Source organism: Pseudomonas sp. R1-7 (assembly GCF_051132105.1).
Lineage (GTDB): Bacteria > Pseudomonadota > Gammaproteobacteria > Pseudomonadales > Pseudomonadaceae > Aquipseudomonas.
Genome location: NZ_CP071661.1, coordinates 3,700,378 through 3,723,933 on the forward strand (window position 1 = coordinate 3,700,378; position 23,556 = coordinate 3,723,933).

General features: G+C 62.5%; 18 protein-coding genes. 5 read left to right on the forward strand and 13 right to left on the reverse strand.

Annotated features, from left to right (window positions below):
• Position 1: 1 nt before the first annotated feature.
• The 5 genes from J3P79_RS16465 to J3P79_RS16485 form a co-directional block, all read right to left on the reverse strand.
• Positions 2–3,100 (reverse strand): error-prone DNA polymerase, encoded by a 3,099-nt coding sequence (locus J3P79_RS16465; RefSeq protein ID WP_434604229.1) that lies wholly within the window; start codon positions 3,098–3,100, stop codon positions 2–4.
• Entirely contained in the window at positions 3,076–4,497 is a 1,422-nt protein-coding gene (locus tag J3P79_RS16470; RefSeq protein ID WP_434604231.1) for a Y-family DNA polymerase, read from the reverse strand. The genes J3P79_RS16465 and J3P79_RS16470 overlap by 25 nt, the downstream gene beginning before the upstream one ends.
• Positions 4,498–4,504: 7 nt before the next feature.
• A complete protein-coding gene (imuA, locus tag J3P79_RS16475) occupies positions 4,505–5,128 on the reverse strand; it encodes a translesion DNA synthesis-associated protein ImuA (RefSeq protein ID WP_434604233.1) in 624 nt (207 codons plus the stop codon).
• On the reverse strand, positions 5,128–5,745 hold the full coding sequence (lexA, locus tag J3P79_RS16480) for a transcriptional repressor LexA (protein ID WP_434604235.1): 618 nt from the start codon (positions 5,743–5,745) through the stop codon (positions 5,128–5,130). The genes imuA and lexA overlap by 1 nt, the downstream gene beginning before the upstream one ends.
• Before the next feature lie 87 nt (positions 5,746–5,832).
• A complete protein-coding gene (locus tag J3P79_RS16485; protein ID WP_434604237.1) occupies positions 5,833–6,876 on the reverse strand; it encodes an AraC family transcriptional regulator in 1,044 nt (347 codons plus the stop codon).
• A gap of 204 nt (positions 6,877–7,080) precedes the next feature.
• Between J3P79_RS16485 and J3P79_RS16490 the strand changes: the two genes are divergently transcribed.
• Positions 7,081–8,025 carry a SphA family protein gene (locus tag J3P79_RS16490; RefSeq protein WP_434604239.1) on the forward strand — a complete coding sequence of 315 codons (945 nt, stop codon included), beginning with the start codon at positions 7,081–7,083 and terminating at the stop codon, positions 8,023–8,025.
• Positions 8,026–8,191: 166 nt separating this feature from the next.
• Here the strand turns inward: J3P79_RS16490 and J3P79_RS16495 are convergent, their stop codons facing one another.
• The 4 genes from J3P79_RS16495 to J3P79_RS16510 form a co-directional block, all read right to left on the reverse strand.
• Positions 8,192–9,400 (reverse strand): DSD1 family PLP-dependent enzyme, encoded by a 1,209-nt coding sequence (locus tag J3P79_RS16495; protein WP_434611515.1) that lies wholly within the window; start codon positions 9,398–9,400, stop codon positions 8,192–8,194.
• 74 nt (positions 9,401–9,474) lie between these two features.
• Complete coding sequence (locus J3P79_RS16500; RefSeq protein WP_434611517.1) at positions 9,475–10,773, reverse strand: D-arabinono-1,4-lactone oxidase; 1,299 nt, start codon at positions 10,771–10,773, stop codon at positions 9,475–9,477.
• 116 nt (positions 10,774–10,889) lie between these two features.
• A complete protein-coding gene (locus tag J3P79_RS16505) occupies positions 10,890–11,246 on the reverse strand; it encodes a c-type cytochrome (RefSeq protein ID WP_434604241.1) in 357 nt (118 codons plus the stop codon).
• A 128-nt stretch (positions 11,247–11,374) separates the two neighbouring features.
• The gene (locus J3P79_RS16510; protein ID WP_434604243.1) at positions 11,375–12,259 is read right to left on the reverse strand and encodes a LysR family transcriptional regulator; all 885 of its coding nucleotides are present in this window, start codon (positions 12,257–12,259) and stop codon (positions 11,375–11,377) included.
• A 131-nt stretch (positions 12,260–12,390) separates the two neighbouring features.
• On the opposite strand from J3P79_RS16510, the gene J3P79_RS16515 reads away from it, so the two are divergent.
• Positions 12,391–14,034 carry a GMC family oxidoreductase gene (locus J3P79_RS16515; protein WP_434604245.1) on the forward strand — a complete coding sequence of 548 codons (1,644 nt, stop codon included), beginning with the start codon at positions 12,391–12,393 and terminating at the stop codon, positions 14,032–14,034.
• A 124-nt stretch (positions 14,035–14,158) separates the two neighbouring features.
• Positions 14,159–15,781: an MFS transporter gene (locus J3P79_RS16520; protein ID WP_434604247.1), complete on the forward strand. Its 1,623-nt coding sequence runs from the start codon at positions 14,159–14,161 to the stop codon at positions 15,779–15,781.
• A gap of 42 nt (positions 15,782–15,823) precedes the next feature.
• Here the strand turns inward: J3P79_RS16520 and J3P79_RS16525 are convergent, their stop codons facing one another.
• The 4 genes from J3P79_RS16525 to J3P79_RS16540 form a co-directional block, all read right to left on the reverse strand.
• Positions 15,824–18,301 (reverse strand): TonB-dependent siderophore receptor, encoded by a 2,478-nt coding sequence (locus J3P79_RS16525; protein ID WP_434604249.1) that lies wholly within the window; start codon positions 18,299–18,301, stop codon positions 15,824–15,826.
• 96 nt (positions 18,302–18,397) lie between these two features.
• On the reverse strand, positions 18,398–19,363 hold the full coding sequence (locus tag J3P79_RS16530; protein WP_434604251.1) for a FecR domain-containing protein: 966 nt from the start codon (positions 19,361–19,363) through the stop codon (positions 18,398–18,400).
• The gene (locus J3P79_RS16535) at positions 19,360–19,881 is read right to left on the reverse strand and encodes a sigma-70 family RNA polymerase sigma factor (protein WP_434604253.1); all 522 of its coding nucleotides are present in this window, start codon (positions 19,879–19,881) and stop codon (positions 19,360–19,362) included. Before J3P79_RS16535 ends, J3P79_RS16530 begins: the two co-directional genes overlap by 4 nt.
• Before the next feature lie 106 nt (positions 19,882–19,987).
• Positions 19,988–20,395, reverse strand: coding sequence for a response regulator (locus tag J3P79_RS16540; RefSeq protein WP_434604255.1), 408 nt, complete (start codon positions 20,393–20,395; stop codon positions 19,988–19,990).
• 242 nt (positions 20,396–20,637) lie between these two features.
• On the opposite strand from J3P79_RS16540, the gene J3P79_RS16545 reads away from it, so the two are divergent.
• Positions 20,638–22,590 carry a DNA topoisomerase III gene (locus J3P79_RS16545; RefSeq protein WP_434604257.1) on the forward strand — a complete coding sequence of 651 codons (1,953 nt, stop codon included), beginning with the start codon at positions 20,638–20,640 and terminating at the stop codon, positions 22,588–22,590.
• A gap of 563 nt (positions 22,591–23,153) precedes the next feature.
• The gene (locus J3P79_RS16550; protein WP_434604260.1) at positions 23,154–23,483 is read left to right on the forward strand and encodes a hypothetical protein; all 330 of its coding nucleotides are present in this window, start codon (positions 23,154–23,156) and stop codon (positions 23,481–23,483) included.
• Positions 23,484–23,556 lie beyond the last annotated feature (73 nt).

The following is a 23,556-nucleotide window of genomic DNA, read 5'->3' on the forward strand; positions in this document are numbered from 1 at the left end:
CTCAGCGGAAATCCCGACTGCGCACATGGATGCCCGCCAGCAACTCGCTCAGGTCGCTCAGGCGCCCGGCGATCAGGTGGCGGACCTCGCCGACACTCTCCCAGCGCCCATCCACCCTGAGCAATTGCGACCCTACCAGGACCTTGCGCTGGCGTTCGGCCAAATCACGCCAGACCACCACGTTGAGATTGCCGAATTCGTCTTCCAAAGTGACAAAGGTCACGCCGCTGGCCGTGCCCGGGCGTTGGCGACCGGTGACCAGCCCGGCAACGCTGACGTTGCGGCCATGTTCGACAGCCTGCAGTTCCCGCGAGCTGCGGCAGCGCCGGGCACGCAACTCGGAACGCAGCAGCGCCAACGGATGAGGCCCCAACGTCGTGCCCACGGTGGCGTAGTCGGCGAACAGGTTTTCTCCCACCGTGGGCGTTGGCAAGGCCACGGGCGGTTCCTCCGGGCTGGGCAGCCCTGCGAACAGGCCCAGCTGTTTTTCCACCCCGGCGATTTCCCAGCGGGCGCGATGGCGGTCGCCGGCCAGGCCACGCAAAGCGTCGGCGTCCGCCAGTTGTTCCAGGGCACGGGCATCGAGTCGCGCGCGCTCACCCAGGTCGGCTACATCGATGAAAAGCCGCTGCCTGCGTGCCGCCTCGATACGCCGGGCATCGTCCTCGCGAAACCCCTTGATCAGGCGAAAACCCATGCGAATCGCCGGTTGCCGGCCTTCCATCGGTTCCAGGCTGCATTCCCAATCACTGGCTCGCACGTCCACCGGATGGATCTGCAATTGATGCCGGCGGGCATCCTGGAGGATCTGGTCCGGGCTGTAGAAACCCATGGGCCAACTGTTGATCAGGGCACAGGCGAACGCCGCCGGCTCGTGGCATTTGAGCCAACTGCTGGCGTAGGTCAGCAAGGCAAAACTGGCGGCGTGGGACTCAGGAAAACCGTAATTGCCAAAGCCCTTGATCTGCTCGAAGAGCTGCGCGGCATATTCCGGTTTGTAGCCCTTGGCCTCCATGCCGTCTGCCAATCTTTTCTTGTGCGGTTCAAGCCCGCCGTGACGCTTCCAGGCGGCCATCGACCGGCGCAACTGGTCCGCTTCTCCCGGGCTGTAGCCGGCGGCGACGATGGCGATCTGCATGACCTGTTCCTGGAACAGCGGAATGCCCAAGGTACGGCCCAGCACTTCTTTCAATTCCGGCGAAGGATAAGTGATCTTCTCTTCCCCATTCCGTCGCCGCAGGTAAGGGTGCACCATCCCGCCCTGGATCGGTCCCGGCCGCACGATCGCCACCTCGATCACCAGGTCGTAGTATTTCTTGGGCTTGAGCCTGGGCAACATTGCCATCTGCGCCCGGGATTCGATCTGAAACACACCGATGGTATCGGCGCGGCTGATCATCTCGAAGGTGGCCCGATCATCCTTGGGCAACGACGCCAGGGTATGGCGCACGCCCCGGTAATGCGCGATCAGGTCGAAGCAACGGCGGATCGCGCTGAGCATGCCCAGGGCCAGGATGTCCACCTTGAGCAGCCCGACCGCATCGAGGTCGTCCTTGTCCCACTGGATGATGGTGCGCTCGGCCATCGCGGCGTTTTCCACCGGCACCAGGGTGTCGAGAGGTTGCTGGGAAATCACGAAGCCGCCGGGGTGCTGGGACAAGTGCCGGGGGAAGCCGATCAGTTGCTGGGTCAGGCTCAGCACCCGGCGCAACACCGGGCTTTCAGGGTCGAAGCCGCCCTCGCGCAAACGCTCCAGCGGCGGCGCTTCATCGCTCCAGCGCCCGCAGCAATCGGCCAGCGCATTGACTTGGTCCGGCGGCAGGCCCAGGGCCTTTGCCACATCGCGTACCGCCCCGGCACCGTGGTAGCTGCTGACCACCGCCGTCAACGCCGCGCGATGCCGACCGTAGCGCTGGAACACGTACTGGAGGACCTCTTCGCGACGCTCGTGTTCGAAATCGACGTCGATGTCCGGCGGCTCATTGCGCTCGCGGGACAGGAAGCGTTCAAACAGCATGTCCGTCTGGTCCGGGTTGATTTCGGTAATGCCCAAGGCGTAGCACACCGCCGAGTTGGCTGCCGAGCCCCGGCCCTGGCAAAGAATGTGGCGGCTGCGGGCAAAACTGACGATGTCCTGCACGGTAAGGAAATAACTGTCGTAGCCCAGTTCGGCAATCAGTTCCAATTCCTTGTCGATCTGCACGCGCACCTTTTTAGTCACGCCCTCCTTCCAGCTCTCACGCAAACCACGCTCGGTCAGTTCCCGCAGCCAGGACGCCGGATCGTGGCCCTCGGGCACCAGCTCGCGGGGGTATTCATAGCGCAACTGACCGAGGTCGAACGTGCAGCGCCGGGCGATCACCAGGGTTTCATCCAGCAAGGCGCGAGGATAGAGATCGGCCAGGGCCTCAAGGCTGCGCAAATGGCGTTCGCCGTTGGGGTGCAAGCGCTGGCCGGCCTCGGCGACGGTGACGTGGTGGCGGATGGCGGTCATGGTGTCCTGCAAGGCGCGGCGACCCCGCACATGCATGTGCACATCACCCGTGGCGACGGCCGGAAGACCCAAGCGTTCGGCCAATGCGAGCAAGTCCGCCAGCCGCCGTCGATCGTCTTGCCCGCAATGCAGCTGCACGGACAACCAGAGTCTTGCGTTGAACACCTGTTGGAGCCAGCGCCCTTGCGCCTCGGGCTCCTTGCCATCGGGCACCCACAGCGCCAGCAGCCCAGGCAGCGGTTCGTCGAAGTCTTCCCGGACGATGCGATAACGGCCTTTCTCGCTGCGGCGCCGGGCGCGGGTGATCAGTCGGCACAAGGCCTGGTAGCCCTCAAGGTTCTCCACCAACAGCACCAGCTTCGGACCGTCCTCGACCTGGATCTCGCTGCCGACGATCAGTTGCAGCCCCAGTTCCCTGGCCGCCTGCCAGGCCCGGACGATGCCGGCCAGGGTGCATTCATCGGTGATCGCCAGGGCCCGATAGCCCTGCTGCCTGGCGCGACGGCACAGTTCCAACGCACTGGAGGCGCCGCGCTGGAAACTGAAGTTCGACAGGCAATGCAGCTCCGCATATTCGACATTCATGCGAACCAGCCTTGCAGCCACAACGGCCCGCCCTCGCCCACCGGCCGATAAGCCCAGCCGCGTTGTCCGGCGCGGGTTTCGATCAGGTAGTAATCACGGCGTACATCAGCTCCGTCCCACCAGCCGGATTCGATGCGCTCCGGGCCCATGAGGATTGTCGCCTGGCCTTCGAGCAACGCCTGGGGCTCGCCGAGCAGCCAGCCGGGACGCTGGATATCATCGCGCAGCGGACACGTCTGTTGTTGCGGCTGGGGTTTCAACTGCCAAGCGCATTCGGGCCGGTGGTCGTCGCCAAACCCCAGCCCTTGTACGGCCTCATCCCCCAGGCGCGCCCGCAGCCGTTCGCGCAGTTGCTCCCACGGCAAGGACTGCTGGGGACGTTCATCGAACAATTCCAGGCGCTGGGGCACGAAGCTCGGCAGGTCTTCGGCACACAAGCGAAAACCGCGCACGGGCGCCTCGACCTGCACCTGTTCGAGACGGCCACGGGCCAGCTCGAACAACATCGAAGCATCCCGCTCGGCGCCGAGCAGGCCGACCTTGATGACCGTTTCCGGCAAGCCGGCGTGCTCCAGATGCAAGTCAAAACGCTGCACGCCACTGTCGCGTCCGCACAGGTAGGTTGAAAGATCGCCGGTCAACCGGCGCAGCGGAAAGAGCAATGCCTGGTGGGACTGCACGTCGTAGTTGAGTTCAATGCGCACATCGAAACGGTCCGGGGGCAGGTAGAACGACAGCGCCAGGGTACGGCTGCCCACCAGCGCGTCGAGGTGCTTGAGCATCTCGGCTTCGAAACGCCGCGCCAGGGTGTGCCGGGGCAAGGCCTGGACTTGGCTGAGCTGGCGAAGGCCCATGCGCGACAAGGCCGTGGCAACCTCGGGTGCCAGGCCGACCCGGTCCACTGGCATTTGCCCCAGGTACGCTTGCAAGGTCTCGTTATCGGGCACCACCAAGGCGTCGTAGGCATTGGCCAGCATCCGCGCCGCCACGGGATTGGGGGCGGCGACGATGCGATGGCGAAAGCCCAGTTCAGTCAGTTCGGCCCGCAAACGCGCCTCGAATACCGGCCACGGCCCAAACAGCCCCAGGCTCGATTCGATCTCGAACAGCACCGTGCGCGGGTAATGCACGCTGACCTGGGAGCTGAAGCGGTAGGCCCAGGCCGCGAGGAATTGTTGCCAGTATTGGATTTGCGTCGCGTCGTACTCGGCGGTGGCGAAACCTTTGCTCAAGGCCTGGGCGGCGGTCATGCTCTGGCCGGGGCGCAGGCCCAGGGCGCGGGCCGGTTCGTTGACCGCTTGCAGCACCCGGCGCTGGGCCGGACCGGTCAGCAGCGCCAGGGGCTCGTCGGGATCGGGGCGCTGGCGCAGCGCGGCGTCCAGCGCCAATTGCGGGAAGAGGATACAGACCCAGCGCATCGCAACCTCAATGCCCTGCGAACGCGGGAAACGCTATCGGCGCCGAACGCGCCAGCCCGCCCCGGGACTTGAGCACCCGCAATTGCGCAGGCCGGGCATCGAGGGCGATGCGCAAGGCCGCCGGGGACGGGTTGATGGCTTCCTGGAGCGAGCGCCAGGCGAACGCCAGGGTCTGGCCGGTTTCCGCGGCAACCTGCAAACGGCGCAAGGCCCGGTCATCCGCCTGGCGCGGCCAGCACAACACCGCGCCGCAACTGCCCGAACGCAGGCATTGCTCGGTGGCCCACAAGGCTTCCCGTGGATCGGCCTGGATGATCGACAATTGACGCAAGTCCACCCCGGCGTTTCGCCAGGCCTGGGGAAAGGGCACGAACGGCGGCGCCACCAGCACGATCCGCTCCCCCGCCGCCGACAACCGCGCCAGGGTCGGCCACACCAATTGCAACTCGCCCACGCCCGGCGCGCCGATGAGGATTTCCGTCAACGCCGCGTCCGGCCAGCCGCCACTGGGCAATGCCGCGTCCAGCGCTGCATGGCCGGTGGGCTGTGGACTGGCGGCCGGAGGCGCAGGCCGGCCCTTCCAGACCTGGCCGCCATTGAACAGCGTGTCCAGCGCAACGACGGCACCCATCAGCCTTGCCTCACCAGGCCACAGAACACGCCTTCTATCGCCAGGTCCTGGTCGGCTTCGACGATGATCGGCTGATAGGCCGGGTTGCGCGGCAACAGGCGCACGCGTTCGCCGACTCGCTCGAAACGCTTGATGGTCACTTCACCGTCCAGGCGCGCCACGACGATCTGCCCGTTGGCGGCCTGGGGCGTACGTTGGACGCCCACTAGATCGCCGTCGAGAATACCGTCCTCGATCATCGAATCGCCTTGGACGCGCAACAGGTAATCCGGCGCCTTGGTGAAAATCGCAGGGTCCAGCAACAGGCGGTTGTGGACCTCGGCATCGGCGCCAATCGGCCGGCCGGCAGCCACCCGCCCCAGTACCGGTACGTACAGCAGCTCGGGGCGCGGTGGCTGGTTCAACAGCCGAATGCCTCGGGCCTGGTGCGGATTGACCTCGATGAAACCGGCCTCGGTCAGCGCCAGCACATGCTTGCGAGCCACGCTGCGAGAGGCGAAACCAAACGCCTCGCTGATTTCTGCGAGGCTGGGAGGCTGCCCCTGCTCGGCGATGCGTTCGCGGATAAAGGTCAGGATGGCGGTACGGCGGGGAGTGAGAGTCGTCATGGAGTACATTTGTACTCCTGTCGGTTTTTTCTGACAAGCGCCGCCAGTCAGTTCACAGGTTGGGGCTGCATAACTCATCGTGGCGAAGAGACACCCTTAAAGCCGGGCCTCGGCGTCTTCATTGCGAAACGCGCTCGGGCTCATGCCGGTCCAGCGGCGGAACGCCCGGCGGAAACTGCGCACGTCGCTGTAGCCGACTTCTTCGGTGATGCGCTCGATGGACAGTTCGAGATTGGCCAGCAGGCTCAGGGTTCGGCCACGCCGGACTTGTTCGAGCAAGGCTTCGAAGGTCAGGTTGTGTTCGGTCAGGCGACGACGCAGGGTACGGCTGCTCATGTTGAGGTCACAGGCGATTTTATCGATATGGCTGCCACGGGCCAGGTCCCGGGCTATTGCCCGTTCCACCGCCTGGATCAGATCGATTTTCTGGTGGACCTCGGCGGCCTCCAGTTCCAGCAAGGCCAAAGCCTGGCGCAGGGCCAGCGGGTGGTGACTCTGCAGGCGCATATCCAGCCAACAGGCATCGATCAGCATGCGGTTGCTTCGACAACCAAAACGCACGGCGGGCCCCAGGATCCGCTGATATTCGCCCGCATAGGGCGGCGCGGCGTGGATGAATTCCACGGCCTGCGGCTTGAAGTCCGGGCCTGCCAGCGCCCGGCCGTAGACCAACACACTGGCGAAGAACTCTTCGACCGCAAACACCTGCACCTCGGCAAAGGGCAGTTGGCATGTCGCCTCGACCTTGATCCGGTCGCCGACCTCTTCGGCGCTGATCTGCGCGATGCCGCCGGTAGTGCGCTGATAACGAACCCCCAGGGCGAAGACGTCGCGCAAGGTCTCGCAGAGCGACAATACGTGTCCCAGCAAACCCAGTGTGCCCAACACGTTGCGGTCGCCGACCCACAATCCCAGCCCTTGATCGGGTAACAACTTGAGCGCCCGTTGGATCATGACCACAGCCTGGCGATGGGAGATGCGATGGGTCGGGTCTTGCAGGTCATCGAGGCCGAACCCCAGGCCGCGACACAGGATCGCCGCATCGAAACCTTTATCCGCCACCACTTCGACCAGCGTCTGCAGCAGGAAAGGCGATACCAGTGCCAGCTCAAAAGTGGGGTCGGTGACTTTCATCTGCATGGACGGATTCCAGGGCGGATAGGAGAGCGCTTTGTAACAGTCTGTTTCTAGACGTTAGCATGGGCCGGTGAATAGAGGGAGACCGGAATATGGCCGCGCAAGTCCCCTCAATGGCCGCCAATACCCTGCCCTGTCGGCGGCGAACGGCTTATTTCTATGGCTCGGACCCCTAGTGCGTTTCCAACAATAATAACGAGCCCTTCCATGAACCCGATCCGCACGCGATTCAACCTGCAACTGATCCTGGGCCTTGCTTGCGCCAACGCCTTGCCGGTCCTGGCCACCGAAACCGGCGTCGACAACATCGGCACCGGCACCGATGGCTTCTATGTGCTACCGCTGGAAGTCGATAGCCTTCCGGACCACATGGTCGCCTTCAACCTCTACTACAACCACTACAAGAGCCGGAAGCTGAACATCAGCTCGTTGGGCGGCGAAGTGCCGGACGTCGAAATCGAATCCACGGCGGTGATTCCGCGCATCGACTACCTGAGCCCGCTACGCGTGGCCGGCGGGCGACTGGGCATCTATGTCGCCCGGCCCTGGCTCAAGCAGGAAGTCGCGGCTTTCGGCCTGAGTGATACGCGTGAAAGCATGGGCGACACCACCATTTCGCCCATCATCCTCTGGGACATGGGCAGGAACCTGACGCTGGCCGCCGCGGTGGAAATCACCGTGCCAACCGGTGAATACGATGCCGATCGACTAGCCAACACCAGCAATAATTTCTACACCTACAAACCGCTGTTTTCCTTCACCTGGCTGCCCACGGACAACACCGAGCTGTCGATGAAGACCACCTACAGCTTCAACCGCGAAAACAAGGACACCGATTACCGCTCGGGGCAGATTTTCCACTTCGATTATTCCGCCAGCTACCGGCTGACCGATAACGTGACGCTGGGCCTCAATGGCTACTACCTGAAACAGACCACCGACGACAAACAGTACGGCCGCACCGTGCAATTCGCCGGGCAGGACGTAGACGATGGCGTGCGCGGCGAGGTGTTCGCCATCGGCCCGGCGCTGCACGTGACCTTTCTCGAATACGCTAGCGCGGAGATCCGCTGGGCCAAGGAATTCGACGTGGAGAACCGCCCCGAAGGCGAGATGCTCTGGGCGAAGATCAGTATTCCGTTTGCGTTCTAAAAGCTCCCATTGTGGCGAGGGGATTTATCCCCGCTGGGCTGCGCAGCAGCCCCCTAGAAGCAACTCAATCTGACTGACCTACCGGATTGTCGGCATTTGGGGCCGCTTCGCGCCCCAGCGGGGATAAATCCCCTCGCCACAAAGACGCGCTCTCGACCAGCTGGATTCAGCTATACACCGGCCAGCTCTCGACAATCCTCCCCGCCCGCACCGCCAGCAAGTCACCAAATTGCAGCAACACCGATTCGGTCTGGGTCGGCCGCAGGAACACCTGGTCCTCCAGTGCCAGCCCGACAGCCGCGGAGCCGTTGATCATTTCCTGATTGGAGCTGCGTCCATACAGGTCGTTGGCCTGCAAGCCAGACGGTGATTCGAAGTCGGCCATCCAGTTGCCGCCGTAGATGAAAAAAGTCTCGCGCTGATTCACGTCCCACCAGGAAAAAATCCGCGACGTGTCGTCCAGCGCCGGGATGTTCACTGCCCCGGTGCGTTTCAACACCGGGGTCGCGATATAGGCCGCCGGCACGTGTTCGCTCAACGAAGGCAAATCGTAGTGGCTGGGCTTGAGCATGGCCGTGCCCACCGACACCTCGGTGCTCAGGTTTTCCTGTTCGTGAATGCGATAGCTGGGGCTGCCGGCGGTGTTGAGCGTCAGGCCGCGGCGCCAGAGATCGGGATAGCGCAAGCGCACGAAATCCACACGCGCGCGGTAGATCGCCATGACCCGTGCCAACAGCGTTTGCGGCGTTGCGACGATGTCCGGCACGCCCATTCCAACGAAGGGGTCGTAACCCATGAACCCGGCAAACTCCAGTTGGGCCGGGTGGGCGCGTATCGACTTGAGCATCGCGTCCAGGCTCGCATCGTCAGCGATCCCGCCCCGATGCAGGCCGACGTCCAGTTCCAGATTGACCCGCATGCCAATGCCCAGCCCTTGGGCCAGAGCCCGGTACTGCTCCAGTCGCTCAGGCGTGTCGAGCAGCCATTGCAACTGACGCGCCGGGTCGAACGGGCCTTTATGCTGCGTGTAGAACAGCTCGGCGGAACGCACCGGCAGGGGTTTGCCCAACAGGATATCGGCCTGGGGAAACTGCATTGCGTCATGGTTGAGAAACGGCTGGTGGAACGACATCAAACGCCGGGTCTCGGCACGCTGGGCGATGTAATTCAGCAGGCCGGGCGCAGGCAAGGATTTCTCCACCAGCCTCAGTTGCTTGCCGGCACGTTTGACGAAGGCCTTCACCACATCGATGTTGTAATCGAGTCGATCCAGGTCGATGACCATCACCGGGCGCATCGGGCCATGGGCCTTGAGCTCCCGGTTGAGCTGGCGAAAATATTCGCTGTACGGCGCGCCCTGGTCCCGCGGTCGCAACCAGGCGCCGGCGCCCGCCAGCACCACCCCGGCGCCCAGCGTTCCCGCCAGGAAACCACGACGATTGAAGCCCATCAGCTCACCCCCAGGATCGTCGAAAGATGCCCGTTGAGAAACTTGCCACCCGGGTCCAGGGCCTGGCGCACCCGGGCAAACTCATCCCAGCGCGGGTACAGCATCTGCAGTGACCGGGCATTGAGCGAGTGCAACTTGCCCCAGTGCGGGCGCCCCTGGTATTTCCAGAAAATCGGTTCGATGGCGGCGAAGAAATTGTGGTGGTCCATCTGGTAATGCTGGTGCACGGAGATGGCGCAGCTGTCGCGGCCTTCGAACATGCTCAAGGGGATGTCATCGGCCTTCACGTAGCGGTACTCGATGGGAAACCAGGTGCGCAGGTTCTTGTCGCGTATCAGCGCAAGAATTTCCCGCAGGCATGCCGGGCCCTGGTCGGTCGGCACCGAGTATTCCATCTCGTTGAAGCGCACGGTACGGGCGTTGGCGTAGATGTCGTGGGAGTCGCCGACCCGGTCATCGAAATCAGCCACCCAGCGCAGGCTGTTGAGCAAGGCTCGGCGGGTCGCTGGAAAGTCACTGCCATACTTGTCGAGATTTTCGATCACGCTGACGAACTCGTTGCCCCCCTCCTCCTCGGGGCTGATTGGCGGCGTGGCAGGGTCGGTCGTTTCGTTCAAGGTGATCGACAATGCGTAGTCCGAATGGGTCACCACCTGCATTTCCCAATGCTGATTGTCGCGAGTATTGGCCTCCACGTCCTCGAGCAGTTCTTCGGTCTTGGCCACCCACTGGCGCTCGCGCAATCGATAGGCCGGGCGGTTTTGCAGGCGCACGCGGGTTATCAGTCCCAGGGCTCCCAGGGAGACACGGCCGGCATTGAGTACTTCGGGATGCTGCCTGGCATCACAATCGAGCACCTCGCCAGTGGCCGTGACCAGTTGCAGGCCGACGACTTGGGACGAATAGGAGCCAAACGCCTTGCCCGTACCGTGGGTCGAGGTGGCGATGGCACCGGCCAGGGTCTGGTAATCGACGTCGGCCATGTTCGGCAGCGCCTGGCCGACGGCTTGGAGCGCAGGCCCCATGCGCGACATCGGTGTACCACCGCCGAACTCGGCCTGCAGGCTGGCCGCGTCGTGATCCAGCAAGCCGCTGAAAAAACTCAATGAGAGCAAGGTCCCATCCGTGGGCACCAAGGCGCTGAAGGAATGACCGGCCCCCACCGGGCGGATCCGGCCTGCGGCGCGTCGTACCACTTGCACCAGTTCGTCCAGATCCTGGGGGGCAAGGCGCGCGGCCGGCAGGCAACTCTGGGCGCCCGACCAATTGCGCCACGGAATCAGTCGCGGGGCGCGCATCAATTCGGCCAGGGCGCCTTGGCTGGCCAGCGCGGTAAAGGCCGCGACAACGCCAGACTGTTGCAGTAGTCGACGCCGCGAGTAATCCATCCTCATGCCGAAGAACCCCCGTTTGATTATTGGAACCGTTGTCCGGACATAAAAGCGATCAGGGCCAGGAACTGCTCTTCGGAACAGTGCATGCACAGGCCCATCGGTGGCATGCCGTTGTAGCCGTTGATCGCATGATCGAGCAGGGTCTCGGTGCCTTGGGCCAGGCGCGGGGCCCAGGCATTGGTATCGCCAGTCAATGGCGCTCCGGCGGCAGGGTTGGCGTGACAGAGCTTGCAACTGCTGTCGTAGATACGGGCCAGCGACGCATCGCTGGGCATCGCGGTGGGTGTGGATGGCACGGGTGCGTCATCGCAACCTGCCAACAGGGCAAGCAGCACGATGGAAATGGCAGGATGCAAAGAACGCTTGGGTAACGGCATGGGACCCTCTGGCAGTGCTTTCTTATTGTGGGCCTGACTGCTTCCACACTAAGGCACCCCAGCGTTCTGGCTTGAGGTCATTGCGGGCCATAAAAGGGGACTTCGGCGGACACCTTTCCCATGCACAATCAGGGCTGCAACAACCCCTGCTCGCGCTCGCACAAATGCACAACGTAATCCCACAGCACGCGCAGCCGAACCGATTTATGCAGTTCGCGACGGGTGCTGATCCAGTAGCTGCGGCAGATGGTTTCGTCTGGCAACAGCGGTACCAGCGTCGGGTCGCCGCTGGCCATGTAGCACGGCAGCACGGCGATCCCCAGGCCCGAGCGCGCGGCCTGTTGCTGGGCGATGACGCTGGTGCTGTGGAACACGACACGGGGCTTGCGGCAAAAACTGTTCAGGAACATCAGCTCCTGGCTGAACAACAGGTCATCGACGTAGCCGATCCAGGCATGACGGGCCAGGTCTTCGCGGCTGCGCAAGGGGGGTGAGCGGTCCAGGTAGGCCGGGCTCGCATAGAGCGCCAGGCTGTAGTCGGTGAGCTTGCGCGTCACCAGCAGGTCGGCAGCCGGGCGTTCGAGGTGAATGCTGATTTCCGCTTCGCGGTTGAGGATGCTGACGAATCGCGGCACCGCCACCAGCTCTACCTCCAGCCCCGGATAGCGCTGGAACAACCCGTCCATGCGACTGGCCAGGAACATGATGCCCAGCCCTTCCGTTACCCCCAGTCGGATCTTCCCCAAGGGTGCGCTGGATTGGGTGATGTCCTCCTGGGCCAGCAGCGCGACGTTTTCCATGGCCTCGGCATGCTTGAGCAGCGTCTCGCCGGCTGGGGTCAGCTCATAGCCCTGGGCATGCTGGACGAACAGCGCGGTGCCGAGGCTTTTCTCGATGGCCTCGATGTGCCGGGCCACCGTGGCATGTGTGGTGTTCAGCCGCCGTGCAGCCGTCAATAGACGCCCGCTGCGTTGCAATTCCAGGAAATAGCGCAGGTCATTCCAATCGAACATGGGGCGATCCTTGAACGCGCCTGACGGCAGTGGTGTTTATAAACGCACAGCAGCTGCGCAAAAACTAACATTCTTTTGACGAAAACTAACAACTAGGATGGATCTCACAAAAACAAGAAATGAGGTCGCGAATGCAACCTGTCGTCGATGAATACGATTACGTGATCGTGGGCGCCGGCCCTGCCGGGTGCTTGCTGGCCAATCGGCTTTCGGCCAACCCGCAACACCGGGTGCTGCTGCTCGAAGCCGGCGGGCGCGACAACTACCCGTGGATTCACATTCCGGTCGGCTATCTGTTCTGCATCGGCAACCCGCGCACCGACTGGTGCTTCAAGACCGAGGCACAACCGGGCCTGCAAGGGCGTGCCCTGAGCTATCCGCGCGGCAAGGTATTGGGTGGCTGCTCGTCGATCAACGGCATGATCTACATGCGCGGCCAAGCTGCGGACTATGATGGCTGGGCGGCCGAAGGCAATTGCGGCTGGGCCTGGAGCGACGTGCTGCCGCTGTTCAGGCAGAGCGAAAACCACTTCGCGGGGGACTCCGAACTCCATGGCGCGGCCGGCGAATGGCGGGTCGAACGCCAGCGCCTGTCATGGCCGATCCTTGATGCCTTCCGCACCGCCGCCGAGCAGAGCGGCATCCCCAGCATCGACGACTTCAACGGTGGCGACAACGAAGGCTGCGGCTATTTTCAGGTCAACCAGAAGGCCGGGGTGCGCTGGAACGCGGCAAAGGCCTTCCTCAAGCCGATTCGCAATCGCTCCAACCTGACGGTAATGACCGACGTCGAAGTGGACCGTGTGCTGTTGCGTGATGACCGCGCCGACGCCGTCAGCGCTCGCTGGCAAGGTAAGACAATGAGCTTCAAGGCCCGCAAGGAAATCGTCTTGTGCGCCGGAGCCGTTGGTTCGCCAGGCATCTTGCAGCGTTCCGGGATTGGCCCGCGCAGCCTGCTGCAACGCTTGGGTATCGGCGTGGCGCACGAGTTGCCGGGCGTGGGCGGCAACCTGCAGGATCACCTGCAACTGCGGCTGATCTATCAACTGGAAAACGCCCGCACCCTGAACCAGATCGCCGGCACGCTGCTGGGCAAGATGGGCATGGGCCTGCGCTACCTGTATGACCGCAGTGGCCCGCTGTCCATGGCCCCTAGCCAACTCGGCGCGTTCGCCCGCTCGGGACCGGAACAGACCTCGGCCAACCTCGAGTATCACGTGCAACCGTTGTCCCTGGAGCGTTTCGGCGAACCGCTGCACAGCTTTCCGGCGTTCACCGCCTCGGTGTGCGATTTGCGCCCGATGAGCCGCGGTCGCGTGGACATTCGTTCGGCCGATCCGGCTGAAGCGCCGTTGATCCAGCCCAACTACCTGAGCCACCCGGAAGACCTGCGGGTCGCCGCCGACGCCATTCGCCTGACCCGAAGGATCGTCGCCTCCCCGGCCCTAAGTGCCTTCAAACCGGTGGAATACCTGCCCGGCCCGAGCCTGCAAACCGAAGAAGAACTGCACCAGGCCGCCGCCCGCATCGGCACGACGATTTTCCACCCGGTGGGCACCTGCCGCATGGGCCAGGACGGCGATGCGGTGGTGGATGCGCAACTGCGCGTGCACGGCATCAAGGGCCTGCGCATCGCCGATGCCTCGATCATGCCGCGCATCACCTCGGGCAACACCTGCTCGCCCACGTTGATGATTGCCGAGAAGGCGGCGCAGATGATCCTCGAGCCCGCCATGACGAGCATCACGCTGCAAAAGGAGCCTGCCACGGTCTGAAGAACAGCAGTGCCCGCTCCCACAAGGAAAAATGTGTGAGCAAAAGGAACGTGTCAAATCAGGAGACGCCCCCACCCGGCGTCGCAGTGGAACAACAAAAACAATCACTGTGAGGGATACCGCTATGTCTGAACATGTTCAGCCCCTGGAAGCCACGCGCAGCGCCGGCACCAGCCAGGAAACCCAGAAAGTCATCTTCGCCTCGTCCCTCGGGACGGTGTTCGAGTGGTACGACTTTTTTCTTTATGGCGCCCTCGCGGCGGTGATCAGCAAACAGTTCTTCGCCGGGGTGAACGACACCACGGCGTTCATTTTCGCCCTGATGGCCTTCGCCGCCGGTTTCATCGTGCGGCCGTTCGGTGCGCTGGTGTTCGGGCGGCTGGGGGACATGATCGGGCGTAAATACACCTTCCTGGCGACGATCGTGCTCATGGGCCTGGCCACGTTCTGCGTCGGCCTGCTGCCCAACTACGCCAGCATCGGCATCGCCGCGCCGATCATCCTGGTGGTACTGCGCATGCTCCAGGGCCTGGCCCTGGGCGGTGAATACGGCGGCGCCGCGACCTATGTGGCCGAGCACGCGCCGATGGGCAAGCGCGGCTTCCACACCAGTTGGATTCAGTCCACCGCCACCCTCGGGCTGTTGCTGTCGCTGCTGGTGGTGCTCGGTTGCCGCTACTTCACCGGCGATCAATTCGAGGTCTGGGGCTGGCGCATTCCGTTCCTGCTGTCGATCCTGCTGCTGGGCATTTCCACCTGGATTCGCCTGAGCCTGCACGAGTCGCCCGCTTTCCTGAAAATGAAAGAAGAAGGCAAGTGCTGCAAGGCGCCGATCCGTGAATCGTTCGGCAAATGGGAAAACCTGAAAGTGGTGCTGATCGCGCTGTTCAGCATCAACGCCGGGCAAGCGGTGACCTTCTATGCCGCGCAATTCTACGTGCTGTTTTTCCTCACCCAGTTCCTCAAGATGGACCCGGCCCTCGCCAATAGCCTGCTGATCGTGAGCGTGGTGATCGGCGCGCCATTCTTCATTTTCTTCGGCTGGCTGTCGGACAAGGTCGGGCGCAAACCGGTGTTGATGATCGGACTGTTATTGGCGACGGCGTTGTATTTCCCGATCTTCAAGACCCTCGCCCACTACGCCAACCCGGCCATCGACCTGGCAAGCCGCCAGGCGCCGATCAGCGTGATCGCCGACCCGGCCACCTGCACCTTCCAGTTCGACCCAGTGGGCAAGGCGCGATTCGACAGCCCGTGCGACAAGGTCAAGACCTTCCTGGTCAAGCAAGGCCTGCCCTACAACAGCGTCGCGGCACCGGCCGGCAGCACCGTGCAGGTCAGCATCGGTGACGTGAAGCTCGAAGGCTACGACGAAGCCGCCCTTCGCGGCGCGGTAACGTTGGCCGGTTATCCGCAACAAGCCGACGCCCAGCAGATCAACCGGCCGATGATCGTGGCCTTGATCGTCGCGCTGATCATCATCTCGGCGATGTGCTACGGCCCGCTCGCGGCGCTGATGGTCGAGCTGTTTCCAACCCGGATCCGCTACACGTCGATGTCACTGCCGTATCACATCGGCAATGGCTGGTTCGGCGGTTTCCTGCCCACGGTATCGTTTGCCCTGGTGGTCTATACCGGCGACATCTTCTACGGGCTGTGGTACCCGGTGGTGATCACGGGCGTGAGCCTGGTGGTCGGGATGATCTGCCTGCGGGAAACCCGCAATGTGGACTTGGACACTAACTGAACTCGAGTGTGGCGAAGGAATGAACGTCCTTCGCCACAGATTTCAGAAACGTGCCTTCACCGTCGCGGTGAAGTTGCGGGGTTCACCGTAATAGTTACCGAAGCTCTCCGTCCCGACGGTGGAGTAGTAACGCTTATCGAGCAGATTGTTGCCATTGAGCGCCACTGACCAGGTGTCATCGATGCGGTAGCCAACGCGGCCGTTCCATACGGCATAACCGGCCTGGGTGATCTTCTCGCCGCTGGCCGGCGATACGCGGAAGTTATCGCTTTGGGCATTGACCCCGGCGCCGACGCTGAAGCGTTCCAATACCCCGCCGAGGGCGTAGTCGCCCCACAGACGCAGCATATGGCGTGGCACGTAGCTGTTGAACGAGCCACCGTTGAGGCTGGTGTCTATGTCGTCTAGGGTCTTGGTCTGGGTGTAGGTGTATCCGGCCAGCAACTGCAGCCGCTCGATGACCTCACCGCTGATCTCGGCTTCGAAACCCTGGGCGCGAACCTTGCCGGCGTTTTCGTAGCAATAGCCATCCGACGACGCACAGCTTGAGTTGTAGTCGGTCTGGGCCTGGTCTTTCTGCACAGTGCGGAACAGATTGAAAGCGGTGTTCAAGCGGCCCTCGAACCATTCGCCCTTGATCCCCAGTTCGTAACTCTCGCCCATTAACGGCTTGAGCGCCGCACCACTTTGCGAGCGGTAATTGCCTTGGGGCGTAAAGATGTCCGAGTAGCTGGCGTAGGCGGTCAGGTGTTCGTTGAGGTCCAGCAACACACCGGCAAACGGCGTGACCTGGCCGGTCTCGGTGCTCCTGGCGTGTTCCGTGCCCCCCGTGAGAAATACCGAGTCACTCTTGGAGCTGTACCAGCTCACCCGGCTACCCACTACGAAGGTCAATGGGTCCGCCAACTTCAGGCGAAGCGTCGAATACACGCCGTGCTGCTCGGTTACAGTCTTGACCGGCCCCCCTCGCGTCGAGTTTTCGATGAAGTAGCTGTCGTCCGGTTCGGGAATGTGCCGGTCCGGATCGAATACATTCTGCTTCTGCGGCAACAAGGCGACCGAGTAGAAATCGTCTTTGTCCGAACGACTGGCATTGACGCCGAAGATCAGCTCATGGCGCTGGCCGAAGGCGTCGAACTTGCCGTCCAGGTAGGCGTCGAGACCGTAATCGACCTGATCATAGTCGTACATGCTGCCGAGCAGATTGGTGGTCGAGGAACCGGGTGCCACCGAGCCCGATGCAAAGGCGTATTTGATGTCCTGGGTATTTTTCGTATAGACCCCCGCGAGCTTCACGGCCCAGTCGTCGTTGAGCTGGTGCCGCAGGTCGCCGAACACTGTGGTCCGCTGGCTGCGCCAGGTATTCCACGATGGGTCCAGGCAAGTGGAACGACTGAGCTTCAAATCGCTGCCATTGCGGTAGCGTGGAAGCCCACCCCAGCACGGGCTCGCATCGACGTCCTCATAGGCCACGCCCAGGCCAAGCGTAGTGTCGGGGGTCAGGTCGACGTCCAGGGCGCCGTAATAGACCTGGTCCTTGCGCCGGGCATCGTCGTAAAAATAGTGCCGGCTCTGCTCAGCGATCACTGCCCTGCCCCGTACGGTGCCGGAGTCATTCAACGGCCCTGCGGTATCGACTTGCCCGCGGTAATTGTCCCACGTACCGCCCGAGAGGCTCAGTTCCGTCTGGGGGGTGGCAGAACCTCGCTTACGGACAAAGTTGACCCCGCCTGAAGTACCGCCGGAACCTTTCATCATCCCGGCGGCGCCGCGCAGGACTTCGACTCGATCGTAATAGGCCATGTCACTGCTGAAGCTGTCCGCCTGGACATAGCTGTTGCCCATGTCCAGCGGAACACCGTCGTACTGGTATTGACCCGACATTCGGAACCCGCGGGAATAGAAATACTTGCCGCCCATGGTCGAATCGTAGACGGTGATGCCGGGCGTTTTTTCCATGACCTGATCGATGGTGTTCAGGTTCTGGTCGTCGAGCATCTTGCGGGTGATCACCGTGACCGATTGCGGCGTCTCGCGCAGCGCGTGTTCGCCTTTGCCGATGGTGACCGCTCCGGTGGTGTAGGAGCCGCTATGTTCGGTGGTCGCCGTGAGCAGTTGCCCGTCAATGGTGGTCGTTCCCAATTCCATCGCCGAACCGCGAGACGGCACGGCCCGAAGCCGATAGGTCCCGCTGGCCTGGGGCTCGGCTTGCAGGCCGCTATCGCCCAGGATGCGAGCGAAGCCGTCGGCCACGCCAAAGGAACCGTTCAAGCCTGGCGACTGCAACCCTTGGAGTTGTGCGGCATCGAACGAGAGTGCTACACCCGCCTGGCTGGCGAAGCGCGTCAGCACATCCATGAGGGTACCCGCGCCAATCTCGTAAGCCTGCATCGAACGTTGCTGGCTCGAAGCGCTTGGCATCGTGCTCGCCTGTACCATCCAGGCACTGGACGACGTAGCAGCCAACAACCCGATTTTCATTGCAATCGCCAGACGACCTGGCGCGTTCACGCGAGACATGCGTCCCCTCCCCACAGTCAAGAAATTCACTGAGGGATGAGCCGAACGATGCCGACAAAAAGTGCAAAACATTTTCAATTGCACGGGGGGCAAGGGTTATCCGCTATGGGACACCTGAACCCAGAACCGGCTGTATCGAGTCACCCGCAATGGGAAACCGCTCTTGAGCGCCGCAAGGGCAAGGTCGGTATTGTCGATGGGGAAAACCCCGGAAACTTTCAAATCGCCGATCGCCGGGTCGCAACGCAGTACTCCCATGCGATAGCGCGACAGCTCTGCCAGCAACGCATCCAATCGACGGTCGATGGCGATGATGCTGCCTCGTTGCCAGGCGCCGACCGACACGTCGTTGCCCCTTGGCCTGCCCAGCGACCGGTCGCTGAAATCCAGCTGGCTACCGGCATCGACCCGCGTCGTGGGGCCGCCACTGCGCAAACTGACCTCGACGGCCTTCTCAAGCACCGCCACCTCGCCACGCTGGGCCTGGGCCTGGGCCTGGGCGCGGACGATAAAACGGGTTCCCAAGGCCAACACTTCGACTTGGTCAGTAATGACCTTGAAGGGGCGCTGCGCAGGATCGACTGCAGTCGTGACGATAATCTCGCCCCACAACAGACGAACAACGCGTTGTTTGCCATCGAAACGAACGTCGATCGATGTGTCAGTGTTGAGCAGTACGGTGCTGCCGTCCGCCAATTGGAACGCTCGCCGCTCGCCGATGCCGGTCCGGTAATCGCAACGCAAGTTCTGCGCGGTCTCGCTTCGCCAGCCCAACCACCCCAGGCAACCGGTGGTCGTGAGCAACAAGGCGCTTCGCAACACTTGCCGTCGCGAACGGCCAGGAAGTTCGCCCAAGGTGGGGGCGGCCAATGCGCCCGGCACGCTGGCCATTTGTTCAGACACCGCCGCCATGCGTTGCCACGCCTGATCATGCAACGGATCCGCGGCCAACCAGGCACGCCATCCGGCCCGATCCGCGTCAGCTGCGGTACCGGAGTGAAGCCGGGCGTACCATTGCGCCGCGGCACGAATGGCTTGCAGTTGCTCGGGCGACAGGCTCATGCAAGCTGCAACTGGATCTGCATCAGGCAGCAGTGTTCCATGGCCTTGGCCATATGGTTATTGACCGTGCGCACGCTGACGTCCAGGCGCTCGGCGATCTGCGGGTACGTCAGGCCGTTGAATTGCGACAGGATGAACACTTGCTTGACCCGCGGTCCGAGCCCTTGAAGCAGCCGATCGATTTCCATGAGGGCCTGGAACAGGATCGCCTGCTCTTCCAGCGACGGCTGCTGCCGTTCAGGCATGGCGGCCAGCGCCTCCAGGTACGATTGCTCAAGGGAGCGGCGGCGAAAAAGGTCAACCAGCAAGCCTTTGGCGATCATCGACAGATAGGGCCGCGGCTCGCGTATATCCAGGGCCGAGCGCGCCTTGATCACGCGAACGAACGTATCCTGGGCCAGGTCTGCCGCATCAAACGTGTTACCCAGGCGCTTGCGCAGCCAGCCTTGTAGCCAGCCGTGATGGTCGCAATACAGATCGTTGACGGCACTACGTAGGTACAAATCGTTGGCGGACATGACAATGGAATAATTCGCGACTGATAATGAATCGCATTGTCATCGCAGCAACCGCCGCTTTGCAACCCAAACATGCGCGGACGGTCCCTGCCCTGTCGCTCCGGGGTCAGTGCACTGAATGGCTTTTCACGGTGCTCTCCACCAGATCGAGCATCTGCCCCAGCGCCCATGGCTTGGCGATGAACGAGGCCTGGTGCTTGATCCCGGCGCTTTCCGGGGTCTCGAACCCCGACATGATCAGCAGCGGTATCTGCGGCCAACGATCCCCGGTCAGATTGGCCAGGTCGGCGCCGTCCATTTCACCGGGCATGGTGATGTCGGTCAGTAGCAGGTCCACGTAATCGGCGCTCTCTTCCAGGAATGTCAGCGCCGAATCGGCGCTTTCCCTTGGCTCGACGACAAACCCTTCGTCCTCCAGGATCTCACAGAGAAACTCCAGGATGGTCGGATCATCCTCAACAACGAGAATCAAACGTGTGGTCGCCTGTCCGTTGCCCTTCGGCATCGAATTCATGAAAGTGACTCTCCTTGATTCCATTAACGTGCGTCGCGGTTTGAACCGCTCTGCAAGTTATGAGCGATGCCCTTGCGATTAATTCATTCTGCTTGCCCATGCAGGCGCCGGGCTGCCTCGCCAAACGGGGGTTGCAACGCCGCGCAACGTCTTTATCTGTATATCCATACAGATAAAGCTTGCCCCGGCGTCAATCCCTGACCATGCTAGCGCCCCATGAAACCTGCTTAGGAAGAGGCGTTATGCGGTTGTACCTGTGTGAGAAACCGTCCCAGGCCAAGGACATCGCCGCGGTGCTGGGTGCCACCCGTCGCGGCGACGGTTGCTGGCTGGGCGCGAACGTCACGGTGACCTGGTGCATCGGCCATTTGCTGGAGACCGCCCCGCCCGACGCCTACGATGCCCGCTACAAGCGCTGGGTGTTGGCCGACCTGCCCATCGTGCCGGCCCAGTGGAAGATGACGATCAAGCCGAAGACCGCGAGCCAGTACAAAGCGGTCAAGCGGCTGCTGGCAGAGGCAAAGGAACTGGTCATCGCTACCGATGCCGACCGCGAGGGCGAAATGATCGCCCGGGAACTGGTCGAACATTGCCGCTATCGCGGGCCGATCCAGCGGCTCTGGCTGTCAGCCCTCGACGAAGCATCGATCCGCAAGGCCCTCGCCGCCCTCAAGCCGGGGGCGGAAACCTTCAACCTGTATCACTCGGCCCTCGGTCGCTCCCGGGCCGACTGGCTGATCGGCATGAACATGAGCCGCCTGTTCACGCTGTTGGGACGCCAGTCCGGTTATCAAGGCGTCCTGCCGGTGGGCCGCGTGCAGACACCAACCCTGCGCCTGGTAGTGGATCGCGACCGCAGCATTGCCGATTTCGTACCGGTCGCCTATTGGGCCATCGACGTGCAACTGAGCCACGCCGGCACGGCGTTCACCGCCCAGTGGCGCGCCGACCCGGATGCCTGCGACGACCAGGAGCGCTGCCTGAACCAGGCCATGGCCCGGGAGGCCGCCCAGGCCATGGGCAACGCCGCGACTGCGCGAGTGACCAAGGTTCGCACCGAACGCCTGCGCGAGGCGCCGCCGCTGCCGTTCGACCTGGGCACTTTGCAGGAAGTCTGCTCGAAGAAACTTGGGCTCGGCGCCCAGGAAACTCTGGACATTGCCCAGTCACTCTATGAGACCTACAAGCTCATCACTTACCCGCGCAGCGATTGCGGATTCCTGCCCTTGAGCCAGCACAGCGAAGCCCCCGCCATCCTGGCCGTCCTCGCCCAGGCCGATCCGGGCCTTGCCCCGCTGCGCGATCACCTGCAGCCGCAGCGCAAGTCCCGGGCCTGGAACGACGCCAAGGTCAGCGCGCACCACGGCATCATTCCCACGGCGGCGGCGAAGAACCTCGACAAGCTCGCCGGCAAGCAACGCGCCGTCTACACACTGATTCGCGCACGTTACCTGGCGCAGTTCCTGCCCCACCATGAATACGACCGGACCCAGGCCGATTTCGATTGCGGCGGGCAAGACCTGCGTGCGGTGGGCAAACAGATCGTCGAGCCCGGCTGGAAACGCGCCCTGCCCGAAGCATTGGCGCCCGCACGAGGGCGCGAAGCCGCCACGCCGCAAACCCTGCCGCCGCTGGCCGAGGGCCGCGACTGCGACGTCGACGCGGTGACGCCAAAGGATTTGTGGACCCAGCCGCCCAAGCCGTTCACCGAAGGCGACCTGATCAAGGCGATGAAAAACGTCGCCAAGCTGGTGGAAGATCCACTGCTCAAGCAGAAACTCAAGGACACTACCGGTATTGGCACCGAAGCGACCCGGGCCTCGATCATCCAGGGCTTGCTCGACCGTGGCTACCTGGTGAAGAACGGCAAGGCCCTGTCCGCCACTCCGGCGGCCTTCAGCCTGATCGACGCGGTGCCTCGGGCGATCGCCGACCCCGGCACCACCGCCATCTGGGAACAAGCACTGGACATGGTGCAAAGCGGTGAGATGAGCCTGGAGGAATTCGTCACCCGACAAGCCGCCTGGATGAGCAAACATGTGGCCCGCTGCCAAGGCATGAGCCTGACCATCAACGGCCCGGCCAGCCCCGCCGGACGAGGCGCCACGCCGTGGAAGAACAAACGCAAGCCGTCCAAGCGCAAGGCTGGCGGTGCGCCGCGCAAGGCCAGCAAGGCCAAGGCCAAGGCCACCTGACTTTCAGATGAAATTCTGTGGCGAGGGAGCTTTTCCCCTTGCTACAGGTAATCCACTCGCAGCCTTTTTTCATACCCAAACCATTTTGTCCGACAATATGTAGTGACCATAAATAATCACTACAAAACCGTTGACGCCTCCGATTTCGCCTTGCATGATGCAGACGTCTCCCCGATCGGGAGTACAGGCAAATGTTTGAGCAAGCTCGTCTGACCGCCGAGCTGTTTTTTGGATAAGGGACTGCCCACAAGGCAGATTGAAGGTGCTGACCTGGCATGACCGTCCGGTAACAAGGACGAGAAACGCTGGCGAATCAATCCTCATGACGCATGGGCTCGACCTTTATAGTCGACACTGGCCTGAAGATTCTTCGCTGTTTCTCTTCGTTGTAGCGCATTTGCGTAGCAGCCCTTCGATTAACACTACATAACCGATGCACGACCCCGCAGAAGTCCTGCGGACGAACGCTGACGGCCTGATTTCGGTATCAGGCAGGTACTTACCGAATAGCGAAGTTTTGCGAACCACCAGACAGATCAACCAAATGGTCAAGGGGCTTACACATGAATCTGAACAATCAACCATCTATTGATGAACTGGCTCGCATGTTCGCAGCACACAAGGACAGCCTGGATAGCCATATCCTGTGGATCAGCAAGACCGGCCAAGTCCATATGGACTGCCTCTCGCCTTTCACCCAGGAAGAGGAATTCGACAAGCACCAGCAGGATCTCTGCGCTCGACTGAAGATGTACCGCCGCGGGCAAGGCTACGTCGGCAAGAAAGCCGCGGCCGACAAAGACTTCATGGGCCGCGTGTTGCAGACGCTGACCCAGGCCTGGCAATCGGTGCAGAACGCTTCCGAGGTCCGGGTCATCGACCGCCTCTGCTGATAGCCCACAAACAAAAAAGGGCCCGTTCCTGAGTCAGGAGCGGGCCCTTTTTGGTCCCAAGGGTCTGTATGAA

Bases quoted from the DNA above. Each gene is read 5' to 3' on its own strand.
- J3P79_RS16550 (WP_434604260.1), top strand. From the start codon at position 23,154: ATGAATCTGAACAATCAACCATCTATTGATGAACTGGCTCGCATGTTC.
- J3P79_RS16530 (WP_434604251.1), bottom strand. From the start codon at position 19,363: ATGAGCCTGTCGCCCGAGCAACTGCAAGCCATTCGTGCCGCGGCGCAA.
- J3P79_RS16510 (WP_434604243.1), bottom strand. From the start codon at position 12,259: ATGTTCGATTGGAATGACCTGCGCTATTTCCTGGAATTGCAACGCAGC.
- J3P79_RS16470 (WP_434604231.1), bottom strand. From the start codon at position 4,497: ATGCGCTGGGTCTGTATCCTCTTCCCGCAATTGGCGCTGGACGCCGCG.
- J3P79_RS16515 (WP_434604245.1), top strand. From the start codon at position 12,391: ATGCAACCTGTCGTCGATGAATACGATTACGTGATCGTGGGCGCCGGC.
- J3P79_RS16485 (WP_434604237.1), bottom strand. From the start codon at position 6,876: ATGCAGATGAAAGTCACCGACCCCACTTTTGAGCTGGCACTGGTATCG.
- lexA (WP_434604235.1), bottom strand. From the start codon at position 5,745: ATGTACTCCATGACGACTCTCACTCCCCGCCGTACCGCCATCCTGACC.
- J3P79_RS16500 (WP_434611517.1), bottom strand. From the start codon at position 10,773: ATGCGCGCCCCGCGACTGATTCCGTGGCGCAATTGGTCGGGCGCCCAG.
- imuA (WP_434604233.1), bottom strand. From the start codon at position 5,128: ATGGGTGCCGTCGTTGCGCTGGACACGCTGTTCAATGGCGGCCAGGTC.
- J3P79_RS16545 (WP_434604257.1), top strand. From the start codon at position 20,638: ATGCGGTTGTACCTGTGTGAGAAACCGTCCCAGGCCAAGGACATCGCC.
- J3P79_RS16525 (WP_434604249.1), bottom strand. From the start codon at position 18,301: ATGTCTCGCGTGAACGCGCCAGGTCGTCTGGCGATTGCAATGAAAATC.
- J3P79_RS16520 (WP_434604247.1), top strand. From the start codon at position 14,159: ATGTCTGAACATGTTCAGCCCCTGGAAGCCACGCGCAGCGCCGGCACC.
- J3P79_RS16540 (WP_434604255.1), bottom strand. From the start codon at position 20,395: ATGAATTCGATGCCGAAGGGCAACGGACAGGCGACCACACGTTTGATT.
- J3P79_RS16505 (WP_434604241.1), bottom strand. From the start codon at position 11,246: ATGCCGTTACCCAAGCGTTCTTTGCATCCTGCCATTTCCATCGTGCTG.
- J3P79_RS16490 (WP_434604239.1), top strand. From the start codon at position 7,081: ATGAACCCGATCCGCACGCGATTCAACCTGCAACTGATCCTGGGCCTT.
- J3P79_RS16535 (WP_434604253.1), bottom strand. From the start codon at position 19,881: ATGTCCGCCAACGATTTGTACCTACGTAGTGCCGTCAACGATCTGTAT.